General features: G+C 62.9%; 15 protein-coding genes. 5 read left to right on the top strand and 10 right to left on the bottom strand.

The features are described 5' to 3' along the window. Positions 1–36: 36 nt before the first annotated feature. From kdpB to CSE6_RS01350, 5 genes are all read right to left on the bottom strand, one after another. A complete protein-coding gene (kdpB, locus tag CSE6_RS01370; RefSeq protein ID WP_059439732.1) occupies positions 37–2,127 on the bottom strand; it encodes a potassium-transporting ATPase subunit KdpB in 2,091 nt (696 codons plus the stop codon). Positions 2,128–2,130: 3 nt separating this feature from the next. After that, positions 2,131–2,844, bottom strand: coding sequence for a K(+)-transporting ATPase subunit C (gene kdpC, locus CSE6_RS01365; protein WP_034405932.1), 714 nt, complete (start codon positions 2,842–2,844; stop codon positions 2,131–2,133). A 65-nt stretch (positions 2,845–2,909) separates the two neighbouring features. Beyond that, positions 2,910–4,616: a potassium-transporting ATPase subunit KdpA gene (kdpA, locus tag CSE6_RS01360; protein ID WP_059439731.1), complete on the bottom strand. Its 1,707-nt coding sequence runs from the start codon at positions 4,614–4,616 to the stop codon at positions 2,910–2,912. 115 nt (positions 4,617–4,731) lie between these two features. Beyond that, the gene (kdpF, locus tag CSE6_RS01355) at positions 4,732–4,827 is read right to left on the bottom strand and encodes a K(+)-transporting ATPase subunit F (protein ID WP_003061706.1); all 96 of its coding nucleotides are present in this window, start codon (positions 4,825–4,827) and stop codon (positions 4,732–4,734) included. A gap of 108 nt (positions 4,828–4,935) precedes the next feature. Continuing rightward, entirely contained in the window at positions 4,936–6,210 is a 1,275-nt protein-coding gene (locus CSE6_RS01350; protein ID WP_059439730.1) for an MFS transporter, read from the bottom strand. A 266-nt stretch (positions 6,211–6,476) separates the two neighbouring features. Between CSE6_RS01350 and CSE6_RS01345 the strand changes: the two genes are divergently transcribed. The 5 genes from CSE6_RS01345 to CSE6_RS01315 all read left to right on the top strand — a co-directional run bounded on the left by CSE6_RS01345 (position 6,477) and on the right by CSE6_RS01315 (position 12,603). Beyond that, positions 6,477–8,105, top strand: a complete 1,629-nt coding sequence (locus CSE6_RS01345) for a peptide chain release factor 3 (RefSeq protein ID WP_034357174.1) — start codon at positions 6,477–6,479, stop codon at positions 8,103–8,105. 153 nt (positions 8,106–8,258) lie between these two features. After that, the gene (locus CSE6_RS01335) at positions 8,259–9,059 is read left to right on the top strand and encodes an HAD-IIB family hydrolase (protein ID WP_059439729.1); all 801 of its coding nucleotides are present in this window, start codon (positions 8,259–8,261) and stop codon (positions 9,057–9,059) included. 251 nt (positions 9,060–9,310) lie between these two features. Next, entirely contained in the window at positions 9,311–10,297 is a 987-nt protein-coding gene (locus CSE6_RS01330) for a TRAP transporter substrate-binding protein (protein ID WP_034364127.1), read from the top strand. Positions 10,298–10,499: 202 nt separating this feature from the next. Beyond that, the gene (locus CSE6_RS01325) at positions 10,500–11,015 is read left to right on the top strand and encodes a TRAP transporter small permease (RefSeq protein WP_034357664.1); all 516 of its coding nucleotides are present in this window, start codon (positions 10,500–10,502) and stop codon (positions 11,013–11,015) included. A gap of 301 nt (positions 11,016–11,316) precedes the next feature. Next, complete coding sequence (locus CSE6_RS01315; protein ID WP_034379224.1) at positions 11,317–12,603, top strand: TRAP transporter large permease; 1,287 nt, start codon at positions 11,317–11,319, stop codon at positions 12,601–12,603. Between the two features lie 175 nt (positions 12,604–12,778). Here CSE6_RS01315 and CSE6_RS01310 read toward each other — a convergent pair whose 3' ends face one another. The 5 genes from CSE6_RS01310 to CSE6_RS01295 form a co-directional block, all read right to left on the bottom strand. Next, positions 12,779–13,540, bottom strand: a complete 762-nt coding sequence (locus CSE6_RS01310; protein ID WP_059439728.1) for a hypothetical protein — start codon at positions 13,538–13,540, stop codon at positions 12,779–12,781. A gap of 15 nt (positions 13,541–13,555) precedes the next feature. Next, complete coding sequence (gene uvrA, locus CSE6_RS01305; protein ID WP_059439727.1) at positions 13,556–19,492, bottom strand: excinuclease ABC subunit UvrA; 5,937 nt, start codon at positions 19,490–19,492, stop codon at positions 13,556–13,558. A 148-nt stretch (positions 19,493–19,640) separates the two neighbouring features. Then, positions 19,641–19,778 carry a hypothetical protein gene (locus CSE6_RS25980; RefSeq protein WP_003059044.1) on the bottom strand — a complete coding sequence of 46 codons (138 nt, stop codon included), beginning with the start codon at positions 19,776–19,778 and terminating at the stop codon, positions 19,641–19,643. A gap of 220 nt (positions 19,779–19,998) precedes the next feature. After that, on the bottom strand, positions 19,999–20,991 hold the full coding sequence (locus CSE6_RS01300) for a porin (protein WP_059439726.1): 993 nt from the start codon (positions 20,989–20,991) through the stop codon (positions 19,999–20,001). Between the two features lie 259 nt (positions 20,992–21,250). Then, positions 21,251–22,933 (bottom strand): MFS transporter, encoded by a 1,683-nt coding sequence (locus CSE6_RS01295; RefSeq protein WP_045838531.1) that lies wholly within the window; start codon positions 22,931–22,933, stop codon positions 21,251–21,253. Between the last annotated feature and the right edge of the window lie 95 nt (positions 22,934–23,028).

Genomic DNA, 23,028 nt, shown 5'->3' with positions numbered 1-23,028 from the left:
AGCCCGAGAAACGAGAAAGCAAGGCCTGGATATGACTTAGACGAGACCCAGAACGGTCAGCAGCATGTCGATGAGCTTGATGCCAACAAACGGCACGATCAGCCCGCCCAGGCCATAGATCAGCAGGTTTCGGCGCAGCAGCAAGGCCGCACCCACGGCGCGATACTGCACACCACGCAAGGCCAGCGGCACCAGGGCGATGATGATCAGTGCATTGAAGATCACGGCACTGAGGATGGCGGAATCGGCGCTGTGCAGCTGCATCACGTTGAGCGAGGCCAGTTGCGGATAAGTGCCCACAAAGGCGGCAGGAATGATGGCGAAATACTTGGCCACATCATTGGCAATGCTGAAGGTGGTCAACGCACCGCGCGTCATCAGCATCTGCTTGCCGGTTTCCACCACCTCGATCAGCTTGGTGGGGTTGGAGTCCAGGTCCACCATATTGCCGGCCTCTTTGGCAGCCTGGGTGCCGCTGTTCATGGCCACGGCCACATCGGCCTGGGCCAGGGCAGGAGCATCGTTGGTGCCGTCCCCCGTCATGGCCACCAGGCGGCCCGCCGCCTGGTGCGAGCGGATCAGCTGCAGCTTGTCTTCGGGTCTGGCTTCGGCCAGGTAATCATCCACCCCGGCTTCGGCTGCAATGGCGGCAGCCGTCAGCGGGTTGTCGCCCGTCACCATCACCGTCTTTATGCCCATGCGGCGCAGCTCGGCAAAGCGCTCGCGCATGCCGGGCTTGACGATGTCCTTGAGTTCGATCACACCCAGAACCTTGGCGCCATCGGCCACCACCAAAGGCGTGCTGCCCTTGCGCGAGACGTTGTCCACGGACAGTTGTACCTGAGCCGGGAAGCTGCCTCCCAGCGCCTCGACATGCCGGCGCACGGCATCGGCGGCGCCCTTGCGCAAGCTGCGCAAGCCTTGCGGGCTCTGCAGATCCACCCCGCTCATACGCGTCTGAGCGGTAAAGGGTACGAACTCGCCCGGAAAATCCGCACTGCTGCGATCAGGCAAGCCATGGCGCTCCCTGGCCAGAGCCACCACGCTGCGGCCTTCAGGTGTCTCATCTGCCAGAGACGAGAGCTGTGCGGCTTCGGCCAGCTGCGCGGCGCTCGTTCCGGGGGCCGGCAGAAACTCGCAGGCCTGGCGGTTGCCCAGGGTGATGGTGCCGGTCTTGTCCAGCAGCAGCACGTCCACATCGCCGGCAGCCTCAACGGCCCGGCCCGAAGTCGCAATGACATTGGCCTGCATCATGCGGCTCATGCCGGCCACACCGATGGCCGACAGCAGGCCGCCAATCGTGGTCGGAATCAGGCAGACCAGCAGCGCAATCAGCACGGCAATGCCGACCACCGAGCCCGTTCCGGCCTGTGACACCGCAAAGGCCGAGAAGGGCCACAGCGTGACGATGACCAGCAAAAAGACCAGCGTCAGCCCCACGAGCAAGATCGTCAACGCCATCTCGTTGGGAGTCTTCTGGCGCTTGGCCGACTCGACCATGGAGATCATGCGATCCAGAAATGACTCGCCAGGATTGACCGTGACTTCCACCACCAGCCAGTCCGACAGCACGCGCGTGCCGCCGGTCACCGACGAGAAGTCGCCTCCGGCCTCGCGGATCACGGGTGCTGATTCGCCGGTGATCGCGCTTTCGTCCACCGAAGCAACGCCTTCTATCACCGTGCCGTCAAGCGCAATCGTGTCGCCGGCTTCCACGAAGATGACCACGCCCTTGCGCAGTTCGCTGGCGCGCATGGGAATCCATGAGCTGCCGAAATGCGGTTGCTGCAGCAGCTTGGCCACCGTATCGCGCTTCATGCCGCGCAGGCTGGCGGCCTGGGCGCGGCTGCGGCCCTCGGCCAATGCTTCGGCAAAGTTGGCAAACAGCACGGTGAACCACAGCCACAGCGCAATCGCCAGGACAAAGCCGCTGTTCTCGCTGCCCGGCTCCATCAGGCTCTGCCACCACAACAGACTGCTCAGGATCGCACCCAGATACACCACAAACATCACTGGGTTGGCCCACTGCGTACGCGGCGAGAGTTTGCGCACCGCGTCCCACAGAGCCGATTTCGCCAGCTTGGCATCGAGCAGGCTGCGACCTGCCGTCATTTTCTTGGTGCTCATGGCTTACTCCTTCACTGCGCTGGTGGCGGGCTGCAAGGCGTCCAGCGCCAGATTGAGCTGCAGCACATTCACGCGCGGCTCGCCCAGCAAGCCCAGCGTGCGCTGCTCTGTTTTCTGCGCCAGCAATGGCTGCACCTGGTCTGGCGAGAGCCCTCGCGCCCTCGCCACACGCGGCAGTTGCAGCAGTGCATTGGCCATAGAGATATGCGGGTCCAGGCCCGATGCCGACGCAGTGACCGCATCCACCGGCACCGCCAGGTCTGCGGCCAGACCGTTATCGGCGCGGTACTGTGCGACACGCTGCGCCACGGCTTCGGACAAGTCCTTGTGCGTGGCCCCCTGGTTGCTGGCACCGGACAGGCCGGCGTTGTAGGGAGCCGCAATATTTGCCCCCTCCTGACTCGGATCGGGAGCGACTGTGGCGCTGGGACGGCCATGGAAGTACTGCGGCCCGGTGAATTGCTGACCGATCAGGGCCGAGCCCACGATCCGGCCCTGGCGTTCGATCAGGCTGCCATTGGCTGCATGCGGGAACAGTGCCTGCGCCACACCCGTGGTCAGCAAGGGATAGGCAATGCCGGAGACCGCCATCACCAGCAGGGCGGCGCGCACGCTGGAGCCCAGCAGATGTGGCCAGGAGGCGGATTGCGCCTCGGGCTGCGCTTGTGCATGGCTTGGTAGCACTGAAGCGCAAAGAGTTTGAGTCGATGTTTTCATGATTTGCTCCCTGGTCTGCAGCCGTGCATGGACTGCAGACCATTGGCATCAATTGGAAGAAGGCGTCAGGCGTACAGCTGAGCCACAAGCATTTGCAGGTGCTCGATCACGGGCCCCAGAGCCAGCGCCGGCAAAAAGGTCAACCCACCCACCACCAGCACCACAAACACCAGCAGGCCCATGAACAACGGCGTGGCCGTGGGGAAAGTGCCCGGACCCGGAGGCACGGTGGCCTTGGCCGCCAGGCTGCCAGCCACGGCCAGCATGGGCACAAGCGTCAGAAAGCGCCCCGCCAGCATGGCCAGGCCCGTGGTGGTGTTGAAGAACGGCGTGTTGGCATTCAGCCCTGCAAAAGCCGAGCCGTTGTTGGCCGTGGCCGAGGCATAGGCGTAGAGAATCTCCGAGAAGCCATGCGGGCCGCGGTTGTTGAGACTGGCTGCGGCATCCGGCCAGAGCGCGGCCAGCGCCGTGAAGCCCAGAATGCAGGCCGGCGGCACCAGTACCGCAAGCATGACCAGCTTGATCTCGCGCACCTCGATCTTCTTGCCCAGGAATTCAGGGGTACGACCAATCATCATGCCGGCCAGAAACACCGTGAGGATGGCGTACTGAATCAGGTTGATCAGTCCCACGCCGTCGCCGCCGAAGACGCAGTTGAGCATCATCTGCGCCAGCGGCGTGATGGAGCCCAGCGGGGTCAGCGAATCATGCATGGCATTGACCGAACCCGTGGTGGCCGCGGTGGTGGTAGCCACGAACAAGGCTGTATCGGCAATGCCGAAGCGCAGCTCCTTGCCCTCCATATTGCCGCCGCTCTGGGTCAGGCTGTATTGCTGATCGGCTCCGGCGCGCGCCAGCAACTGGCTGCCGTTTTGCTCGGCCACAAACACCAGGCTCAGAAAGCCGACGAACATCACCATGCAGGCAGCAAACAGCACCCAGCCCTGCTTGCGGCGCAGCAGCATGGAGCCGAAGGCGTAGGTCATGCCGGCCGGGATCAGCAGCATCGAGAGGATGTGCAGCAGGTTGGTCAGCGGCGTCGGGTTCTCAAAGGGGTGGGCTGCATTCATGCCGAAGAAGCCACCGCCATTCGTGCCCAGATGCTTGATGCTTTCCAGGCTGGCCACCGGCCCCATCAGCAGTTGCTGCCGGGCGCCTTCGAGCGTCGTCGCCACCGCGTCGGTGTGCATAGTCTGCGGAATGCCCTGCCAGACATAGACCAGGGCCATGATGAAGGAAAGCGGCAGCAGCACGCGCCAGAACACGCGCACGAAGTCGACCCAGAAGTTGCCGATATCCTGTGCGCTTGACCGCGCCAGACCGCGCACAAAGCCGGCACCGGCCGCGACCCCCGTGGTGGCACCGGCAAACATCAGGAAGGTGATGACCACCATCTGCGTCGCATTGCTCAGGCTGTTCTCGCCCGCGTAGGCCTGCCAGTTGGTATTGGTGATGAAGGAGGCTGCGGTGTTGAAGGCCAGGTCGGGCGCCTGCGCCGCGATCTCCAGCGGATTCAGCGGCAGTGCGCCCTGCAGGCGCAGCAGCAGATAACCCAGCAGCATCATCAGCGCATTGCTCAGCACCACAGCGGCGCCATAGCGCTGCCAGCCCATGCGCTCCTGCGGGTTCACGCCCATGGCCCGGTAGCTCAGGCGCTCCAGCCAGCCATGACGCTCGCTGGTAAAGCAGCGCGCCAGCCATTGGCCCATGGGAATCGTCAGCAAGGTTGCCGCAATCAGCACGGCGGCAAATTCCATCCAGGGTAACCACATGATCCACCCCTTTCAGAGACGCGCCAGGGCGCGCACAAAGCCCAGCAGTCCGACAAAGCAGACCACAGTCAGGCTCACAAAAATCAGGTCTTGCAGCACTTGCATGGCGGCCCCTTCAGAATTTCTCGGGGCGCAGCAGCGCATAGCCCAAATAGGCAAACAGCCCCAGCGCCGTCAGGGCGGCCAGGGCTTCAATCCAGGTGATGGTCATTTCATTCCTCCCACAAGCCGTTCACGCGGCTTGATTGCGATGGAGGAACTGTAGGAATTCACCCGTCAAGAACGGGTAGAGATTGGCCTTGCCGATATCAAGACGGCATCAAGAAGCGGCTCGATTCGCGGCCGCAACCCCGGCCTGCCACTGAACGCGCAAGGCCAGCACGATAACCAGCGCCAGCACAGCCAAGGCCACGGAGCCGACGCCCGTCCAGCCCCAGCGCGACCAGAACCAGCCCGCCCCGGCCCCCAGCACGCTGGAGCCCATGTAATAGCCCCAGAGGTATAGCGATGATGCGTGCCCCTTGGACTGCGTGGCCAGCCGCCCCACCCAGCCGCTGGCCACCGAATGCGCGATGAAGAACCCTGCCGTCAGCAGGACGATGCCGGCCACGATGACGGCCAGCGGCTGCAACAGGGTCAGCACCACGCCTGCGGCCATCAGCAAAGTGCCAGCGACCAGCACCGGGCCGCGGCCCAGCCTGTCGGCCAGCCCCCCGGCAATCGGCGACGCCGCCGTGCCCAGCAGATAGGCGTAGAAGATATGGCTGATCTGCAACTGGCTCAGACCATAGGGCGATGCGCTGAGCAGAAAGCCGGCATAGTTGTAGATGCTGACAAACACGCCCATCAGGCCGAAGGCGATCAGGAACAGCAGCGGCAGGCCCGGGTGGCGCAGATGCCGGCCCCAGGCCTGCAGGTGATACCGGGCACCCAGCCCGGTCTTCTTGATGAAGTTGCGCGAGTTGGGTAGCAGCCAGACAAAGCCAAGGGCGGCCAGCAGGTCAAGCACCGAAAGTGCAGCCATGGCGTGGCGCCAGCCCCAGAACTCGGTCATCGCACTCATGCCGACCCGGCCCAGCATGCCGCCCAGCGCCGTGCCGCCCACATACAGGCCCATGGCAAAGCCCAGGCCGGGCGGGTCGATCTCCTCGGACAGATAGGCCATGGCCACGGCAGGCACGCCGCCCAGCAGCAAGCCTTCCAGCGCGCGTGCGGCCAGCAGCGCATGCCACTGCGGCATGAACGAAGCCAGCAGATTGCACAGCGCCGCCAGGGCCATGGAGATGAACATCAGCTTGCGCCGCCCCAGCCCCTCGGACAAGGCCCCTGCCAGCACGATGGAGCCGGCCAGGCAGGCCGTGGATACCGACAGCGCCAGCGCGCTCTGGGCCGGACTGACGGCAAAGCTGTGGGCCAGCTCGGGCAGCAGCGGCTGCACGCAGTACAGCAGGGAGAAGGTGGCAAACCCCGCCAGGAACAGCGCCACGCTGACCCGCCGGTACTCGGGCGTGCCGCGCTTGATCCATACCGGGGCGGCAGAGGCTGGAGGCTGGATGGGTAAGGAGGTGTTCACATCCTGCGGGGCGCTGTTCATGAGGGGCAAATAAGGACCGGAGACTAGGCCGCTATTGTGCTCCGCATCTGCCAGTTGCCGGAGCCAGCGGCCTTGGGCAATAGCATCGCCCGTCCCGCATTTGCCGGAGCATCTCCATGAATTGGCCCTGCCGTTAAAATAAGCGCCCTCAAGACTTATTCACAGGTCTGCCCTGCATGGGTGCGGGCCTGGTGCGGCAAACGGACCGCCGCACCTTTTGTTGTCACAGCCGGCGTTCTCCGGCTGTATTTACAGCTCTCAATACTGTGTCATACGCCCCAGAAACCCGGCGCCGTCGTACGTTCGCCATCATCTCCCACCCGGACGCGGGTAAGACCACGCTGACCGAAAAGCTGCTGCTGTTCTCGGGCGCGATCCAGATTGCCGGCGCGGTCAAGGGCCGCAAGGCTTCGCGCCACGCCACCTCCGACTGGATGGAAATCGAAAAGCAGCGCGGCATCTCGGTGGCCTCGTCGGTGATGCAGATGAGCTACCGCGACCATGTGATCAACCTGCTCGACACTCCCGGCCACAAGGACTTCTCGGAAGATACCTACCGCGTGCTGACGGCCGTGGACTCGGCGCTGATGGTGATCGACGCGGCCAACGGCGTGGAATCGCAGACTCGCCGCCTGATCGAGGTCTGCCGCCAACGCAACACGCCCATCATCTCCTTCGTCAACAAGTTCGACCGTGAAGTGCGCGACCCGCTGGACATCATGGACGAAGTCGAGCGCGAGCTGGGCATGCCCTGCTGCCCCATCACCTGGCCCGTGGGCCAGGGCAAGAGCTTCGGCGGCATCATCAATCTGCAGACACAGAGCATGACGGTGTTTGCCGCCGGCAGCGAGAAGCGCCCCGAAGACTTCGAAGTCATCCCGCTGACGGAAGTCGACAGGCTGCGTGCCCGCTTCGGCCAAGCCTACGACGATGCCATCGAGAGCATGGAACTGGCCCAGGGCGCATCGGCCGAATGGGATCACCAGGCGTTTCTGGAAGGCAAGCTGACCCCCGTGTTCTTCGGCTCCGGCGTGAACAACTTCGGTGTGATGGAAGTGCTGAACGCCGTGGTCGACATGTCGCCCCCACCCGGCCCGCGCGTCGCCTTCACCGAAGTGAACCGCCAGCGCGAAGAAGTCACCATCAACCCTGAAGACAAGACCTTCGCAGGCGTGGTGTTCAAGGTGCAGGCGAACATGGATGCCAACCACCGCGACCGCATCGCCTTTGTGCGCGTGGCCAGCGGCAAGTACACGCCTGGCATGAAGATGAAGGTGCAGCGCACCGGCAAGGAGCTGCGCCCCACGTCCGTGGTGACCTTCATGAGCCAGCGCCGCGAGGCCGTCGACGAGGCCTATGCGGGCGACATCATCGGCTTCACGATTCACGGCGGCGTGCAGCTGGGCGACTCCATCACCGACGGCCCCAGCCTGCAGTTCACCGGCCTGCCCTTCTTCGCACCCGAAATGTTCATGACCGTGGTGCTCAAGAACCCGCTGCGCACCAAGCAGCTGCAGCAAGGCCTGATGCAGCTGGGCGAGGAAGGCGCGATCCAGGTCTTCAAGCCCGATGTCGGCGGCAATATGCTGCTGGGCGCCGTGGGTCAGCTGCAGTTCGAAGTGGTGCAGCACCGCCTCAAGACCGAGTACGACTGCGACGTGCGCCTGGAAGGCTGCCAGTACACCGGGGCACGCTGGATCACGGCCGACTCGCCCGCCGAGCTGCGCGAGTTCGAGAACGCCTACCCCATGCGTCTGGCGCATGATGCGGCCGACACCCTGGCCTATCTGTGCACCAGCCCCTATGACGTGCGCCTGGCGCAGGAGCGCTTCCCCAAGATCCACTTCCACCCGCTGCGCGAGCATGCGGGCCTGGCACTGGGCTCGGCGAATTGAGCGTGGTCACCCCCTGAGGCGCTTCGCGCCTTCCCCCTCTCTGGCTTCGCCGGAGGGGGACGACGCCCTCGCTGCGGGGCGGCCCTTGCTCGGCGTCACGCCGATGGGCCGCGCCAGGTTCAAGCGTCCTTTGCAATGCATTGAGAGTTTTCTGTGAGCCAAGAATTTCTGCGCCCTTTGTCTGAACTGCGGACACCTGTCAAGCTGCTGGGCGTGCTGACCGATATCGACGACACGCTGACCACCGACGGCGTGGTGCCCGAGCATGTGGTGGCCGCGATTGCGCGCCTCAAGGATGCGGGCCTGAAGGTCGTACCCATCACCGGCCGCCCCGTGGGCTGGAGCGTGCCCTTTGCATCGGCCTGGCCCGTGGACGCCATCGTGGCCGAGAACGGAGCCGTGGCCCTGCGCCGCAATGCCGAGGGCAGCCTGGACAAGCTCTACCAGCAATCTGCCGACGAGCGCGCCCGCAACTTTGCCCGCATGCAGCAGGTGCTCGAGCAGATCGAGGCCACCGTGCCCGGCGCCAGACGCGCCACGGACTCGGCCGGCCGCGAATGCGATATCGCCGTGGACCACAGCGAATTCACGAACATGCCCCAGGCACAGATCGATGAATGCGTGGCCATCATGAAGGCGGCCGGCATGAATGCCACCGTCAGCTCCATCCACATCAACGGCTGGTTCGGCGAGCACAACAAGCTCGAAGGCGCGCGCTGGATCACACGCGAGCTGTTCGACATCGATCTGGACGCCACGCTGGCGCGCTGGGTGTATATCGGCGACTCGACCAACGACCAGCAGATGTTCGAGCACATGCCCCACAGCGTGGGCGTGGCCAATATCGCGCGCTTCGTGCCCCAGCTCAGGCATCTGCCGCGCCATGTGACCACGGCCGAGCGCGGCGACGGCTTTGTTCAGCTCGCAGAGCTGCTGCTGGCTCAGCAAAAATAGTAGCTTCAACCGCTCTTTGCTTAATGATTTCAATATCAAAACAATCTGAAATCGTTTGACAACAAGCGCAAGCAGCTCTCATTTTCAAAGGCCTCCGTGCTTGCCGGCACGGAGGCCTTTTTCGACGCCCATCCATCGCCAAACACGATGCATCCACCCGTACAAGACGACCCCCGGATGCGTAAAAACCCACGGTTGGCACTCACTACAATTTTTGATTCATTTCAAAACATTTCTGAGAGACCAACACCATGCGCATGATTCGCCGCACCTTCGTCGCCACGGCCGTGGCAGCAACAGCCGCCCTGACCGCAGGCACTGCATTTGCCCAGGGCAAGGAAGTCAAGATCGGCTATGCGCTGGCCGTCAACTCCCATTACGGCGCTGCCGCCAACGCCTGGGCCGAGGGCGTGGAAAAAGGCACCAACGGTGCCTACAAGTTCAAGCAGTTCCCCGCCTCCGCGCTGGGCGGCGAGCGTGAGCTGATCGAAGGCCTGCAGCTGGGCACCGTGGAAGCCGCCATCGTCTCCACGGGAGCGCTGAGCAACTTCGTGCCCGATGTGGGCGTGGTGGACATCCCCTTCCTGTTCCGCGACACCCAGCACGCACGTGCCGTGATGGACGGAGCCTTCGGTCAGGAACTGCTGGCCAAGTTCCAGAAGCGCGGTCTGATCGCGCTGGCCTGGGGCGAGCAGGGCTTTCGCCATCTGAGCAACAACAAGCATGCCGTCAATGGCGTGCCCGACCTCAAGGGCCTGAAGATCCGCGTGACCGAGAACCCCGTGCACATCACGGCCTTCCGTACCCTGGGTGCCTCGCCCACCCCCATGTCCTGGCCCGAAGTCATCGGTGCGCTGCAGCAGGGCACGATCGACGGCCAGGAGAACCCCATCTCCGTGCTGGTGTCCGCCAAGCTGTGGCAAGTGCAAAAGCACCTGACCCTGACCTCCCACGTCTACGCCCCCATGGCCCTGATCGTGTCGCCCTCGTTCTGGGGATCGCTGAACGCCGCCCAGAAGACCGCCTTCACAGAAGCCGCCAAGAAGGGTGCACTGGCCTCTCGCGCCTTTGTGGACAACGTGGAGAAGAAGGGCGTGGAAGAAGCCAAGGCCAACGGCATGAAGGTCGTGGAGAAGGTCGACCAGACCGCTTTCCGCACCGCGCTGGAGCCCGCGTACAAGGAATACGCCAAGAAGTTCGGCCAGAAGACGCTGGACTCCATCACCGCCGTCAAGTAAGCAACCGGCAACATGGGCCTGCCTCCACGGAGACGGGCCCGTGCATTTTTCTCCCTTCTGGGCAAGGCCGGTCCTTGCCCGGCTGCGGTCAGCACGAATGGACTTGCGCCAATTCCTGCCGATGATGAAGCAGCTCTCAACTTTGTGATGCAGCCAGCTCCTGCGGCGTTCCGTGCCGCTGCGCCTGCTCACCCCCACTCCTATGCTTGATCGTATCGAACGCATTCTCGTGGCCGGCAATCGCTGGCTGCTGATCTTGCTGCTGCTGGCCATGGCCTGCATCGTTTTTGCCAACGTGGTGCTGCGCTACACCACGGGCGACTCCATCGTCTGGGCCGAAGAAGTCGCCCGCCACATGATGATCTGGGTCACTTTCCTGGGCGCAGGCCTGGTGCTGCGCTTTGGCGGCCATGTGGCCATCGACAATCTGCACCGCAGCGTGAGCGCCCGCAAGGCACAGGCCATGCGCGGCTTTGTCGTGCTCATTCTGGCGATCTTCTTTGCCGTGATGACCGTTACCTCCTCGCAGTATGTGTACGCCACGCGCTTTCAGACCACGGCGGCCACGGACATCCCGATCTCCTATATCTATGCGGCCATGCCCGTGGGCTTTGTGCTGATGCTGATCCATCTGCTGTTCATCGCACGCGGCTACATCACCGCTGGCAGCTTCGCCGAGTCCGATGAAATGGATGCGGACGCTGCAGCGTCTATATGAAACACCCCCTGAGTCGCTGCGCGCCTTCCCCCTGGAAGGGGGACGACAGCCTCGCCGCGGGGCGTCCCTTGCTCGCTGTCCCTGGCTTGGGTCAGGCCAGTTTTATGCGTTGCGCCACGAATCTAAGTCGCTGCGCGCCTTCCTCCTGTAAGAAGGACGACAGCCTCGCTGGGGCAGCCCTAGCTGGGGCAGCCCCCGCTGCGGGGCGGCGCGGCCGGCACAGGCCCTTGCTCGCTGTCCCTGGCTTGGGTCAGGCCAGTTTTATGCGTTGCGCCACGAATCACTGATCGGTTGAAACATCATGGGTATCACTTTATTTGTTGCCATCATCGTCCTGCTCACGCTGGGCTTTCCGGTGGCGTTTGCGCTGGCCATCTCGGCCGCCCTGGCAGTCTTTGTCGGCGGACGTTATCCACAGCTGATCGTCTTCAAGGAAATGTTCACAGGCATCGACAGCTTTCCGCTGATGGCCGTGCCCTTCTTCATCCTGGCCGCAGAGCTGATGTCGGGCGGTGCGCTCACGGCCGTGCTGCTGCGCTTTGCCGCCCAGTTCGTCGGCCATCTGCGCGGCGGCCTGGGCTATGCCAATGTGCTTTCGCTGACCATGTTCTCGGGCATCTCCGGCTCGGCCCTTGCCGATGCGGCCGGACCCGGCTCCATGATGGTCAAGATGATGGACAAGGCCGGCTACAGCCGCCCCTATGCGGCCGCGCTGACGGCCAGCACCGCCATCGTCGGCCCCATCATTCCGCCCTCGGTCAGCATGATCATCTATGCGCTGCAGGATGAGAACGTGTCCGTGGGCGGCCTGTTCATGGCCGGCTTCATTCCCGGCATTCTGATCGCGCTGGCCATGGCGGCCGTCAACTGGTGGGTCTGCAAGAAGCGCGACTACCGCAGCACCGAACCACGCCCCTCGGCACGCGAGATGTGGAGCACCAGCTTCAAGGCCATCCCCGCGCTGATGCTCATCGTGCTCATCGTGGTCGGCATCCGCTTCGGCATCTTCACGCCCACGGAAGCCTCCGTCGTGGCCGTGTTCTATGCCCTGGTCTGCGGCAAATGGGTTTACCGCACGCTCAGGTGGTCGGCCCTGCCCGGCATCCTGGCGCGCTCGGCCATGCTCACGGCCTCGGTGCTGCTGGTGATGGCGACCTCGGCAGCATTTGCCTGGGTGCTCACGGTGGAAGGCATTCCGCAGTATCTGTCCGAGCTGATCGTGAGCTGGGAACTCTCGCCCGTCATGTTCCTGATTGCCGTGAACATTCTGCTGCTGGTCTTCGGCATCTTCATGGAGCCACTGCCCGGCGTGATGATTCTGGTGCCCATTCTCGCGCCCATCGCCTTCAGCCTGGGCATCGATCCCACGCACTTCGCCATGGTGGTGATCGTCAACCTCACGCTGGGCATGATCACGCCGCCGGTCGGCGGCCTGCTGTTCGTGACGGCCGTATCCACGCGCGTGTCCATCACCGATCTGACGCGCGAGATGCCGCTGTTCCTGCTGGCCCACTTCGTCGTACTTTGCCTGCTGACATTCATCCCCGAGCTGTCGACCTGGCTGCCGCACACGCTGGGCTTCCAGTAAAGCGGACTGTGCTGGACCACAAGGCCTGCGTGCATCACGCGGGCCTTTTTTTCGATCAAATAATCGGTGCCGCTGCCCATGAACACCATGAACCTGCCTTGGCAGAAATGGCGCGGGTGAGGTGTGTTTGGAAGGACGCGCTGCATGCGCCGTATCGGCCGCCCTTGCGTGCGCGCTACAAGCGACGTTCGCTCACTTCCATGCGCGCGCCCAGCCCCTCGAAATGCTGCACCAGGCGGTCCTTTTGCAAAGCGCTGACGCTATCGTCCAGCAGCGTCAGCGGCAGCCGGGTCTTGAGTTTCAGCAGCTCCTGCGCAGACAGCGTCGTGAAGATTTTCCTGAGCGCCAGCATGACCCTGGCCGGATCGGGCCCCAGCTCCAGCAGGCGCACGGTGTAGAAGATGGTGGAAGAGCGCGTTTCACGCGGCACAAGTGGCGCTTTGGCTACCTTGGCCTGCACATGCGCCATCAACTCCTCGAGCGAGGCGAACAATGGCCTGGCCGCGCGGTGCGGCTCGTCATGCCACTTCCACAGCACAGGCACTTCGGGCCGGCTCATGTCACCGATCAGCGGGTCGCCATCCAGGCCATGGGTCAACACCAGCCAGTGCGGGCTCCAGCCATCCGCCACCGCACCATCGATCCAGCGCAGATCACCGGGCGTGCTGGCCTTGAGGTCCAGACCGAAGCGGTACTCACCAGTCTGAGACCACAGCCCTGCCGTATCGGTGGCGCGCTGCATCGCGAGCCAGTTGCCCGCACCTTCACGCCATGCAGGAAGCTGCAACCACGGCAGCTCATCTCTCCAACCAAGCGCCCAGGTCATCCAGGTCTGCACCGCCGGCGGCAGCGGTGGGCGCGCGATCTGCGCCATCCACGCGACACGCGAGGCTGCCAGCTCCGCCGGTGCAGGAAAGTTGCTGCGCGAGAAGGACATGGTGTGCGCCGCCTCCTACCGCGCCAGCACCGGCGCCAGTGCCTTGCCGGTGTGGGTGCCGATCTTCACCAGTTCCTCGGGAGTTCCCGTGGCCACGATGCGCCCGCCGTCCTTGCCGCCTTCGGGGCCCAGATCGATGATCCAGTCCGCCTCGGCAATCACGTCGAGGTCATGCTCGATGACCACCACGCTGTGGCCGCCGTCGACAAGGCGGTGCAGCACATGGATGAGCTTGTCCACATCGGCCATGTGCAGGCCCACGGTGGGCTCGTCCAGCACATACAGCGTGTGCGGAGCCTTCTGTCCGCGCCGGCCGATATCGTCGCGCACCTTGGTCAGCTCGGTCACCAGCTTGATGCGCTGGGCCTCGCCACCCGACAGCGTGGGCGATGGCTGGCCCAGGGTCAGATAGCCCAGGCCCACGTCTTTCAGCAGCTGCAGCGGATGGGCAATCGAGGGCATGGAGGCGAAGAACTCCACGGCCTCGTCGACCTCCATCTTCAGCACATCGCCAATGCTCTTGCCGCGCCAGCTCACGGCCAGCGTCTCGGGGTTGAAGCGTGCACCGTGGCAGACTTCGCAAGGCACTTTCACATCAGGCAGAAAGCTCATCTCGATGGTGCGCACGCCCTGGCCCTCGCAGGCCGGGCAACGGCCTTCGCCGGTGTTGAACGAGAAACGGCCAGCCGCATAGCCGCGGGCCTTGGCCTCCAGGGTCTCGGCAAACAGCTTGCGAATCGTGTCCCAGAAGCCGATATAGGTCGCCGGGCAGGAGCGCGGCGTCTTGCCGATCGGGGTCTGATCGACTTCGAGCACGCGATCGATGGTCTCGAAACCCTTGAGTCCCTTGCAGCCCACGAGCGCCGGCGACTTGCCTGCATCCATGGCATCGCGGCCGGCCTTGGTCGAGCGCTGCTGCACCCAGGCCGCCACATTGCTCAGCAGCACATCGCGCGCCAGCGTGGACTTGCCCGAGCCCGAAACCCCGGTCACGGCCACCAGCCGCTTGAGCGGAACGCGAGCGTCCACGCTCTGCAGATTGTGCAGATTCGCGCCCAGCACCGTGAGCCAGTGCAAGGCGTCGCTGTCTTGCTGCACCACATTTTCAGTAGCAGCTACCGCTTTCTTTTTCTTGGTCTTGGATGGTTTCTTCTCTGAAACTGCCATATCACCGGCGTCAGCAGCTTCTGCATTGATAGCAGCCGGCTGCTCCGGAGGCTCGCCCTCCCCCACCCATAGACGAGGCTTGAAGGGATGGCGCATGGCGTGCAGCAGATAGCGCCCCGTGACCGAGTCCTTGGCCGCCATGATGTCATCCACCGTGCCTTCGGCCACCAGACGGCCGCCACGAATGCCAGCGCTGGGGCCGATATCGATCACGTGGTCGGCGCGGCGAATCGTGTCTTCATCATGCTCCACCACCACCAGCGTGTTGCCCTTGTCGCCTAGCTTGTGCAAGGCATTGAGCAGGATCTGGTTGTCGCGCGCATGCAGGCCGATGGTGGGTTCGTCCAGCACATAGCAGACGCCTTGCAGATTGCTGCCCAGCTGCGCAGCCAGACGGATGCGCTGGGCCTCGCCCCCGCTCAGCGTGGGCGCGCCACGGTCCAGCGTCAGATAGTTGAGACCGACTTCTTCCAGGAATTCGAGACGGCTTTGAATCTCGGGAATCAGATCGCGCGCAATATCGGCTTCGCGGCCCGTGAGCTCCAGACTCTGTATCCAGTGGCGCACATCGCTGACTGACAGCTGGGCAATATCGGTAATCGCCTCGCCGTGAAACTTCACGGCTCGCGCCACAGGGTTCAAACGTGTGCCATGGCATTTGGGACAAACGACTTCAGCCAGGTCTTCCACTTCCTGGCCTTCGAACTTCACCTCACGGCCCCGGTTGTCGTCGGCCAGCAAGGTGTCGTCATAGACCTTGCGCTGGTCCTTGGTCAGCTTCACGCCCGTGCCCACGCAATCGGGACACCAGCCATGCTTGCTGTTGTAGGAGAACAGACGCGGGTCCAGCTCGGCATAGCTGGTGGCGCAGACCGGGCAGGCGCGCTGGGTGGAGAACACCTGCAGCGCACCGATGCCGGCCGTGCTCCGGCCGCCTTGCATGGCGTCGGCCAGATTCTCGATGCCCGATAGCACATGCAGCACGCCCTTGCCGATCTCCAGTGCCTGGCGCAGGTGGCCGCGCAACTCCTTCTCGTTGGCCGCGGTCACCGTCACGCTGGCCACGGGCAGCTCGATGGTGTGCTCCTTGAAACGGTCAATGCGTGGAAAGCCCGTGGTCGGCAGAAACTCGCCGTCCACGCGCAGATGCGTGTAGCCCTTGGGTCTGGCCCAGTCGGCCAGCTCGGTATAGACGCCCTTGCGGTTGACGACCAGCGGACTCAAGAGACCGATGGTCTGACCGCGGAAGTTCGTCATCAGCTGCGCGGCAATGCTTTCCTCGGTCTGCGGCTGCACGATGGCATCGTCGTGTATGCAGTGCTGCACACCCAGCTTCACATAGAGCAGACGCAGAAAGTGCCAGACCTCGGTGGTCGTGCCCACCGTGGACTTGCGACCGCCGCGCGACAGGCGCTGCTCGATGGCCACCGTAGGCGGTATGCCATAGACCGCATCGACCTCGGGACGGCCCGCAGGCTGCACGATGGAACGCGCATAGGCATTGAGCGATTCGAGATAGCGGCGCTGGCCTTCGTTGAACAGAATGTCGAAAGCCAGCGTGGATTTTCCGGAACCCGAGACACCGGTCACCACATTGAACTTGCCGCGCGGCACATCGACCGTCAGCGACTTAAGGTTGTGCTCCTTGGCGTTGACGATTTCAATCGCATTCTTGGCCTGCAGCGCTTGTGCTGCCTTGGCCTTGCGCTCTGGTTTATAGAGCATGGGCGCGACTTCACGCACCGCCTCGCCGCCCACGCCCATGGCCAGGTCGTATTCACGCAAGGCCTGGGCCGTGTGCGACTCTTGCACATGGCGCACATCTTCAGGCGTGCCCTGGGCCACTATCAGACCGCCGCCATCGCCGCCTTCGGGGCCCAGATCGATGAGCCAGTCACTGGCGCGAATCACATCCAGATTGTGCTCGATGACGATCAGCGAGTGGCCCGCTTCGAGCAGCTTGCGCAGCGCGCGCATGAGCTTGGCGATGTCCTCGAAATGCAGGCCGGTCGTGGGCTCGTCGAACAGGAACAGCGTGCCTTTCTTGGCCAGCGACTGCTTGGACTTGCTTTGCGCGCGAGCCGCTTCCGCGAGGAAGCCTGCCAGTTTCAAGCGCTGGGCCTCGCCGCCCGACAGCGTGGGCACGGGCTGACCCAGCTTCACATATTCCAGACCCACATCGACGATGGGCTGCAGAGCGCGGATCACATCGCGGTCCTGCGCAAACAGCAGCGCGGCTTCGGCCACAGTGAGCTCCAGCACATCGGCCACATTCAGCGGCTGGCCGTTGCGCTCGATTTTCACTTCCAGAATCTCGGGGCGATAGCGCGTGCCGTTGCAGTCGGGGCAGCGAAGATAGACATCCGAGAGAAACTGCATCTCCACATGCTCGAAGCCCGAGCCGCCGCAGGTCGGGCAGCGGCCGTCGCCGCTGTTGAAGCTGAACTTGGCGGCCGTGTAGCCGCGCTGGCGCGACAGCGGCGCGACGGCGAACAGCTCGCGGATCGCATCCCAGGCGCCCACATAGCTGACCGGGTTGGAACGCGCCGTCTTGCCGATGGGCGACTGATCCACGAACATCACATCGGCCAGATGGTCTGCGCCCAACAGGCGCTCGAACGCGCCCGCCGCATCGGTGGGCTTGCCGAAATGGCGCATCAGCGCAGGCACCAGCACATCCTGGATCAGCGTGGATTTGCCCGAGCCCGACACGCCGGTGATCGTGACCAGGCGCTGCAGCGGAAAGTCCACGCTGATATCGCGCAGATTGTGTTCGCGTGCGCCTTCGAGAATCAGGCGCGGCGTGCTCTCGGTCACCATGCGCTTGAGACCGAAGCCCACCTGCTTGCGCCCGCCCAGATAGGCGCCAGTGAGGGTATCGGCCTTGCGCAGATCCTCGGGTGTGCCGTCGAACACGATCTGGCCGCCGCGTGCGCCAGGGCCCGGCCCCATGTCGATCATGCGGTCGGCGGCAAACATCACGGCCGGGTCATGCTCCACCACAACCAGCGTATTGCCCGCATCGCGCAGGCGCTGCATGGCCTCGGTGATGCGTTCCATATCGCGCGGGTGCAGTCCTATCGATGGCTCGTCGAGCACGAACAAGGTATTGACCAGCGAAGTGCCCAAAGCGGTGGTCAGATTGATGCGCTGCACCTCGCCGCCGCTCAGCGTGCGGCTCTGGCGGTCCAGCGTGAGGTAGCCTATGCCCACATCGCACAGATACTGCAGCCGCGTCATGACTTCTGCATGCAGCATCTTCAATGCCTGGGCTTCACCATCATTTTTAACGGCGTTGTTGTCTGGCGCCAGCTGCGCAAAGAAGTCACGCAGGCGCGTGATCGGCAAGCGCATCAGATCGTGCAGACACAGGCCAGGCAGGCTGTCGAGCTGCTCTCGGCTCCAGCCCACCGCCTGCGGCATGAAGCGCTGGTATCTGCCGCTGTCATCGCCGGGCGGCAGCACGGCATCCGCAGCCTGCTTGCCTCCTATGCGCCAGAGCAGGCTTTCGGTCTTGAGACGCGCACCTCCGCATGTCGGGCATTCGGTATAGCTGCGGTACTTGGACAGCAGCACCCGGATATGCATCTTGTAGGCCTTGCTTTCGAGATACTCGAAGAAGCGGCGAATGCCATACCAGGTCTGGCTCCACTTGCCGTTCCAGTTGGGCGAGCCCTCGATCACCCAGTCCTTCTGCTCCCGGGTCAGCTTGGACCAGGCCGTATCGCGTGGAATGCCCTCGGCCTCGGAATGGCGCATCAGGTCGTCCTGAATCTCCTTCCAGGCCGGCGTCTGGATCGGCTTGATGACACCGGTGCGCAAGGTGAGCTTTTCATTGGGAATCACCAGTCCCCAGTCGACCCCGATGACGCGGCCGAAACCACGGCAGGCATCGCAGGCACCCACCGCGGAGTTGAACGAAAACAGCGAGGGAATCGGCTCCTGGTAAGTCAGATTGCTCTCGGGGCAATGCAGGCCCAGCGAGAACTTCCACAGCTCGGGCTCGGCCGCCTCGACACCGCTCTCGGGCAACACATAGACCGTGAGCCTGCCGCTGCCGCGCTTGAGGCCCACCTCGATCGCCTCCATGGCGCGGGAGCGCTCGGCCTTGCCGAGGCGAAAGCGGTCGGCAATCACATCCAGCACCTTGATCTTCTCGGGGGCTGGCTTGGCCTTTTTCTTGCCCTTGGCGACCTCATCAGCTGCCGGGTGAGCGCGCTCCACTTCGCGCTCGGCCTGCACCTTGGTGAAACCGCTGGCAGACAGCCATTGCTCCACCTCTTCGGCCGAGGTATTGGCCGGCAGCTCCACCGGGAAGGTAATGGCAATACGCGGATCGCCCGCGGCCTCGCAGCGCTGGGCCAATTCGGCATAAATGCTGTCCGCCGTATCGTGGCGCACCGGCAGGGCCGTCCTGCTGTCGAACAACTGGGCCGCGCGCGCAAACAGCAGCTTGAGGTGATCGTTGATCTCCGTCATCGTGCCCACGGTGGAACGCGAGTTGCGCACCGGATTGGTCTGGTCGATGGCAATCGCTGGCGGCACACCCTCGACCTTGTCCACGGCCGGCTTGTCCATGCGATCGAGGAACTGGCGCGCATAGGCGGAGAAGGTCTCGACATAGCGGCGCTGACCTTCGGCGTACAGCGTGTCGAACACCAGACTGGACTTGCCCGAGCCGCTGGGGCCGGTGACAACGGTCAGCTCACCGGTACGGATATCGATGTCCAGATTGCGAAGATTGTGCTGGCGAGCACCACGGATACGGATCAGGCCCTGCGTCATGTTCTGCGGTCTTTTCTATGGAGGCCAAACATTCTAGGCAGTCCTGGCATGAGCCTTGGGTGCGCATGTGCATTACCGTTTCAGCGTGCAGCCAGGGCCGGCGCAAAAAAGCCCCGGCTGGCGGGGCTTTGATCGAGTGCTGCTGCCTTCATTTGGATTCTGCCGGTGCATGAATCGCATCCGCGCCATGCTTTTCTCCACTCATATCCACCTTGTCGCCCGCCTTCATGATGACAAACAGCGCCACGGCAGCAAACACCACAAAACCAATCGCCAGCTTCCACATATCAGTCTCCAGAGTGTTATGAATAAGCAGCTGGTGCAGCCGCTCGTGCCACGCCAGTCAGCACGACCATTGAGCCTGAGCGAGTTTGCGCGTGGCTTACTGCCAGACAGGCTGCACATAAGAAAAAACCCCATGCCTTGCGACATGGGGTATGAACTTGGAGTAATGGTCTGCATTATCAGCTGCAGCTGCTGGAGACACCGCTTACGCGGTGCACAAATTAGAAGTTGTGGCGGATACCCACGGCGATGGAGCCGAAGTCCTTGCCAGCTGGTGCGTTATATGCAGCACCGCTGTCGTTGTTCACACGGGTGTAGTAACCGTAAACCTTGGAGCGCTTGCTCAGGTTGTAGTTGTAGCCCAGAGTCCACTGGGTAGCTGCGGAGTCGGCAACCTTGCTCCACTTGTTGGCGTGACCAACGTTCACGTGGAACTCGGAAGCGCCCATGGTGTACATACCGGACAGGCGGAAGTTGTTGCGTGTGCCGATCAGGTCTTGGTCATTGCGCTGGTAGTAGGCGCCAACCGTGAACTGACCAAATGTGTACAGACCGCGCAGTGCGGCTTGCCAGTTATCGCCCACCTTGCTGAAACCGGCACCCAGGTGCAGAGGACCGGTGGCGTAGTTGGCAGCCAGATCGTAGCCGTTCTTGCGAGGACCGACCGTGGGATCCTTCTCGTGCATAGACACGGAGGCATCCACCGTCAGGCCGCCCATGCTGGGAGTGCGATAGCCGATCTTGTTCTTGGTGCTCAGACCGCCGAACCAGACGGGATCGTAGTACAGCGCATCGGAAGAAGAACCGGTGTCGTGGTTGTGCATGCTGATGTAGTCAGCAGTTGCGTAGTAGGACTCGGGAACGAAGTTGCCCAGACGGATCATGCCGAAGCCGCCGGACAGGTTCACTTCGCTCTGACGCGCAAAGGACATGCCGGTGGTGGGGTGGGTCCAGGCGGAACCGGTACCGGTGTCGGAGTTGAAGCCGGACTCCAGGGTGAAGCCAGCCTTCAGGCCGCCACCCAGATCTTCGGTACCGCGAATGCCCCAGCGGGAAGCATTGTTGTACAGGCCGGACACCGACTCATCGCCCACCTTCTGGCGTTCGACTGTGGTGTTGATACGGCCGTACAGCGTCACGCTGCTCTGCGCCATTGCGGTGGTTGCGCCCATCACAGCCAGTGCGGCCAGTGCGATGCGAGTCATCTTGGTCATTCAGTGCTACTATGTCCTGGGATAGTGTTTTTTGCACCGCATTGGCTTGTAGGTTGTTGGCCCTCTCGCGGCTAGGTGTGATTCTAGGTTGGCCCCTCTCAAAAGCATGATTTCCATCGCAAAAAAGTAACACAATGATGCTTTGTTGCCACACTGCTGTAACCCACTAGTGCTGAAGCAAACAAAAAAGACCTGCAAAGCACAAGCCTTGCAGGTCTTTGATGCGATGCTGCATAAATTGCAGCATCAGCGCCTGGCATCAGTCTTCGGCGTAGATGTCGCGATCCTTGGTTTCGGGCACGAACAGCGTGCCGATCACGGCCGTCACACCAGCGATGATGATGGGGTACCAGAGACCGTTGTACATATTGCCGGTCTGCGCCACGATGGCGAAGGACATGGTGGGCAGCAGACCGCCAAACCAGCCGTTGCCGATGTGATAAGGCAAGCTCATCGAGGTGTAGCGGATGCGTGTCGGGAACAGCTCCACCAGCATGGCCGCGATGGGGCCGTAGACCATGGTCACCAGCAGCACCAGATAGGTCAGGATCACGACCATCATGACCTTGTTCATCTTGGCGGGGTCGGCCTTGGTGGGATAGCCATCCTTGGCCAGTTCTGCCGCCACAGTCTTCTTGAACGCACCGTCCTTGGCCTTGGCGTCTTCAGGGCTCAGGCCCTTGAGCGAGAACGAAGGAATCTCGGTCGCACCGATACGGATCACGGCCTGCGTGCCTGCAGGCGCATCTTCGTTTTCATAGCTCACGGAACCCGCAGCCAGCACCTGCTTGGCCACGTCGCAGGAGCTGGTGAACTTGCTCGTACCTGTGGGGTTGAACTGGAAGGAGCACTCCGCAGGATCGGCCACGATGACCACCTTGTTCTTGGCTTGAGCCGCAGCCAGATCGGGGTTGGCAGCTTCGGTCAGCGCCTTGAAGACGGGGAAATAGGTCAACACGGCCAGAATGCAGCCCAGCATGATGATGGGCTTGCGGCCGATCTTGTCGGACAGCGTGCCAAAGATCACAAAGAAAGGCGTGCCGATCAGCAGTGCGGCGGCAATCATCAGATTGGCCGTCACGGCATCGACCTTGAGCTGCTGCGTCAGAAAGAACAGCGCATAGAACTGGCCGGTATACCAGACCACCGCCTGGCCGGCGGTCAGGCCGACCAGCGCCAGAATCACGATCTTGAGGTTCTTCCACTGACCGAACGACTCAGTCAGAGGCGCCTTGGACACCTTGCCCTCGGCCTTCATCTTCTGAAAGGCTGGAGACTCGGACAGCGTCATGCGAATCCAGACCGAGATGGCCAGCAGCAAAATGGAAACCAGGAAGGGAATGCGCCAGCCCCAGTCGGCAAACTTCTCTTCGCCCATCGAGGTACGCACACCCAGAATCACCAGCAGCGACAGGAACAGGCCCAGCGTTGCCGTGGTCTGGATCCACGAGGTGTAAGCACCGCGCTTGCCATGCGGCGCATGCTCTGCCACATAGGTGGCAGCGCCGCCGTACTCACCGCCCAGGGCCAGACCTTGCAGCATGCGCAGCGCGATCAGGATGACGGGGGCGGCCACGCCAATGCTGGCGTAGTTGGGCAAGATGCCGACGATGAAGGTGGACAGGCCCATGATCAGGATCGTCACCAGGAAGGTGTACTTGCGCCCGATCATGTCGCCCAGACGACCGAACACCAGCGCGCCGAAGGGGCGCACGATGAAGCCTGCCGCAAAGGCCAGCAACGCGAAGATGAAGGCCGATCCCGCATCCAGACCGCTGAAGAACTGCTTGGCGATGATGGCTGCCAGAGATCCGTACAGATAGAAGTCGTACCACTCGAAAACGGTTCCGAGGGAAGACGCAAAGATGACTTTGCGCTCTTCCGGGCTCATCGGCCTTGGGGCCGATTTACCTCCCATATGTGCTGTCGCATTGATGGCCATGTTTGTCTCCTAGGTTTTGGAATTTCAGGCGCTGCCAACTCACCTGTTTGCCCAATATCAAAGCGACAACTGACCGCTAACTTACAAAAAAATGC

The sequence above is a fragment of the Comamonas sp. E6 genome (assembly GCF_001010305.1).
Taxonomy (GTDB): Bacteria; Pseudomonadota; Gammaproteobacteria; order Burkholderiales; family Burkholderiaceae_C; genus Comamonas; species Comamonas thiooxydans.
The sequence above is the reverse complement of the archived record's forward strand: the minus strand, read 5'-3'. Positions and strand labels throughout refer to the sequence as shown.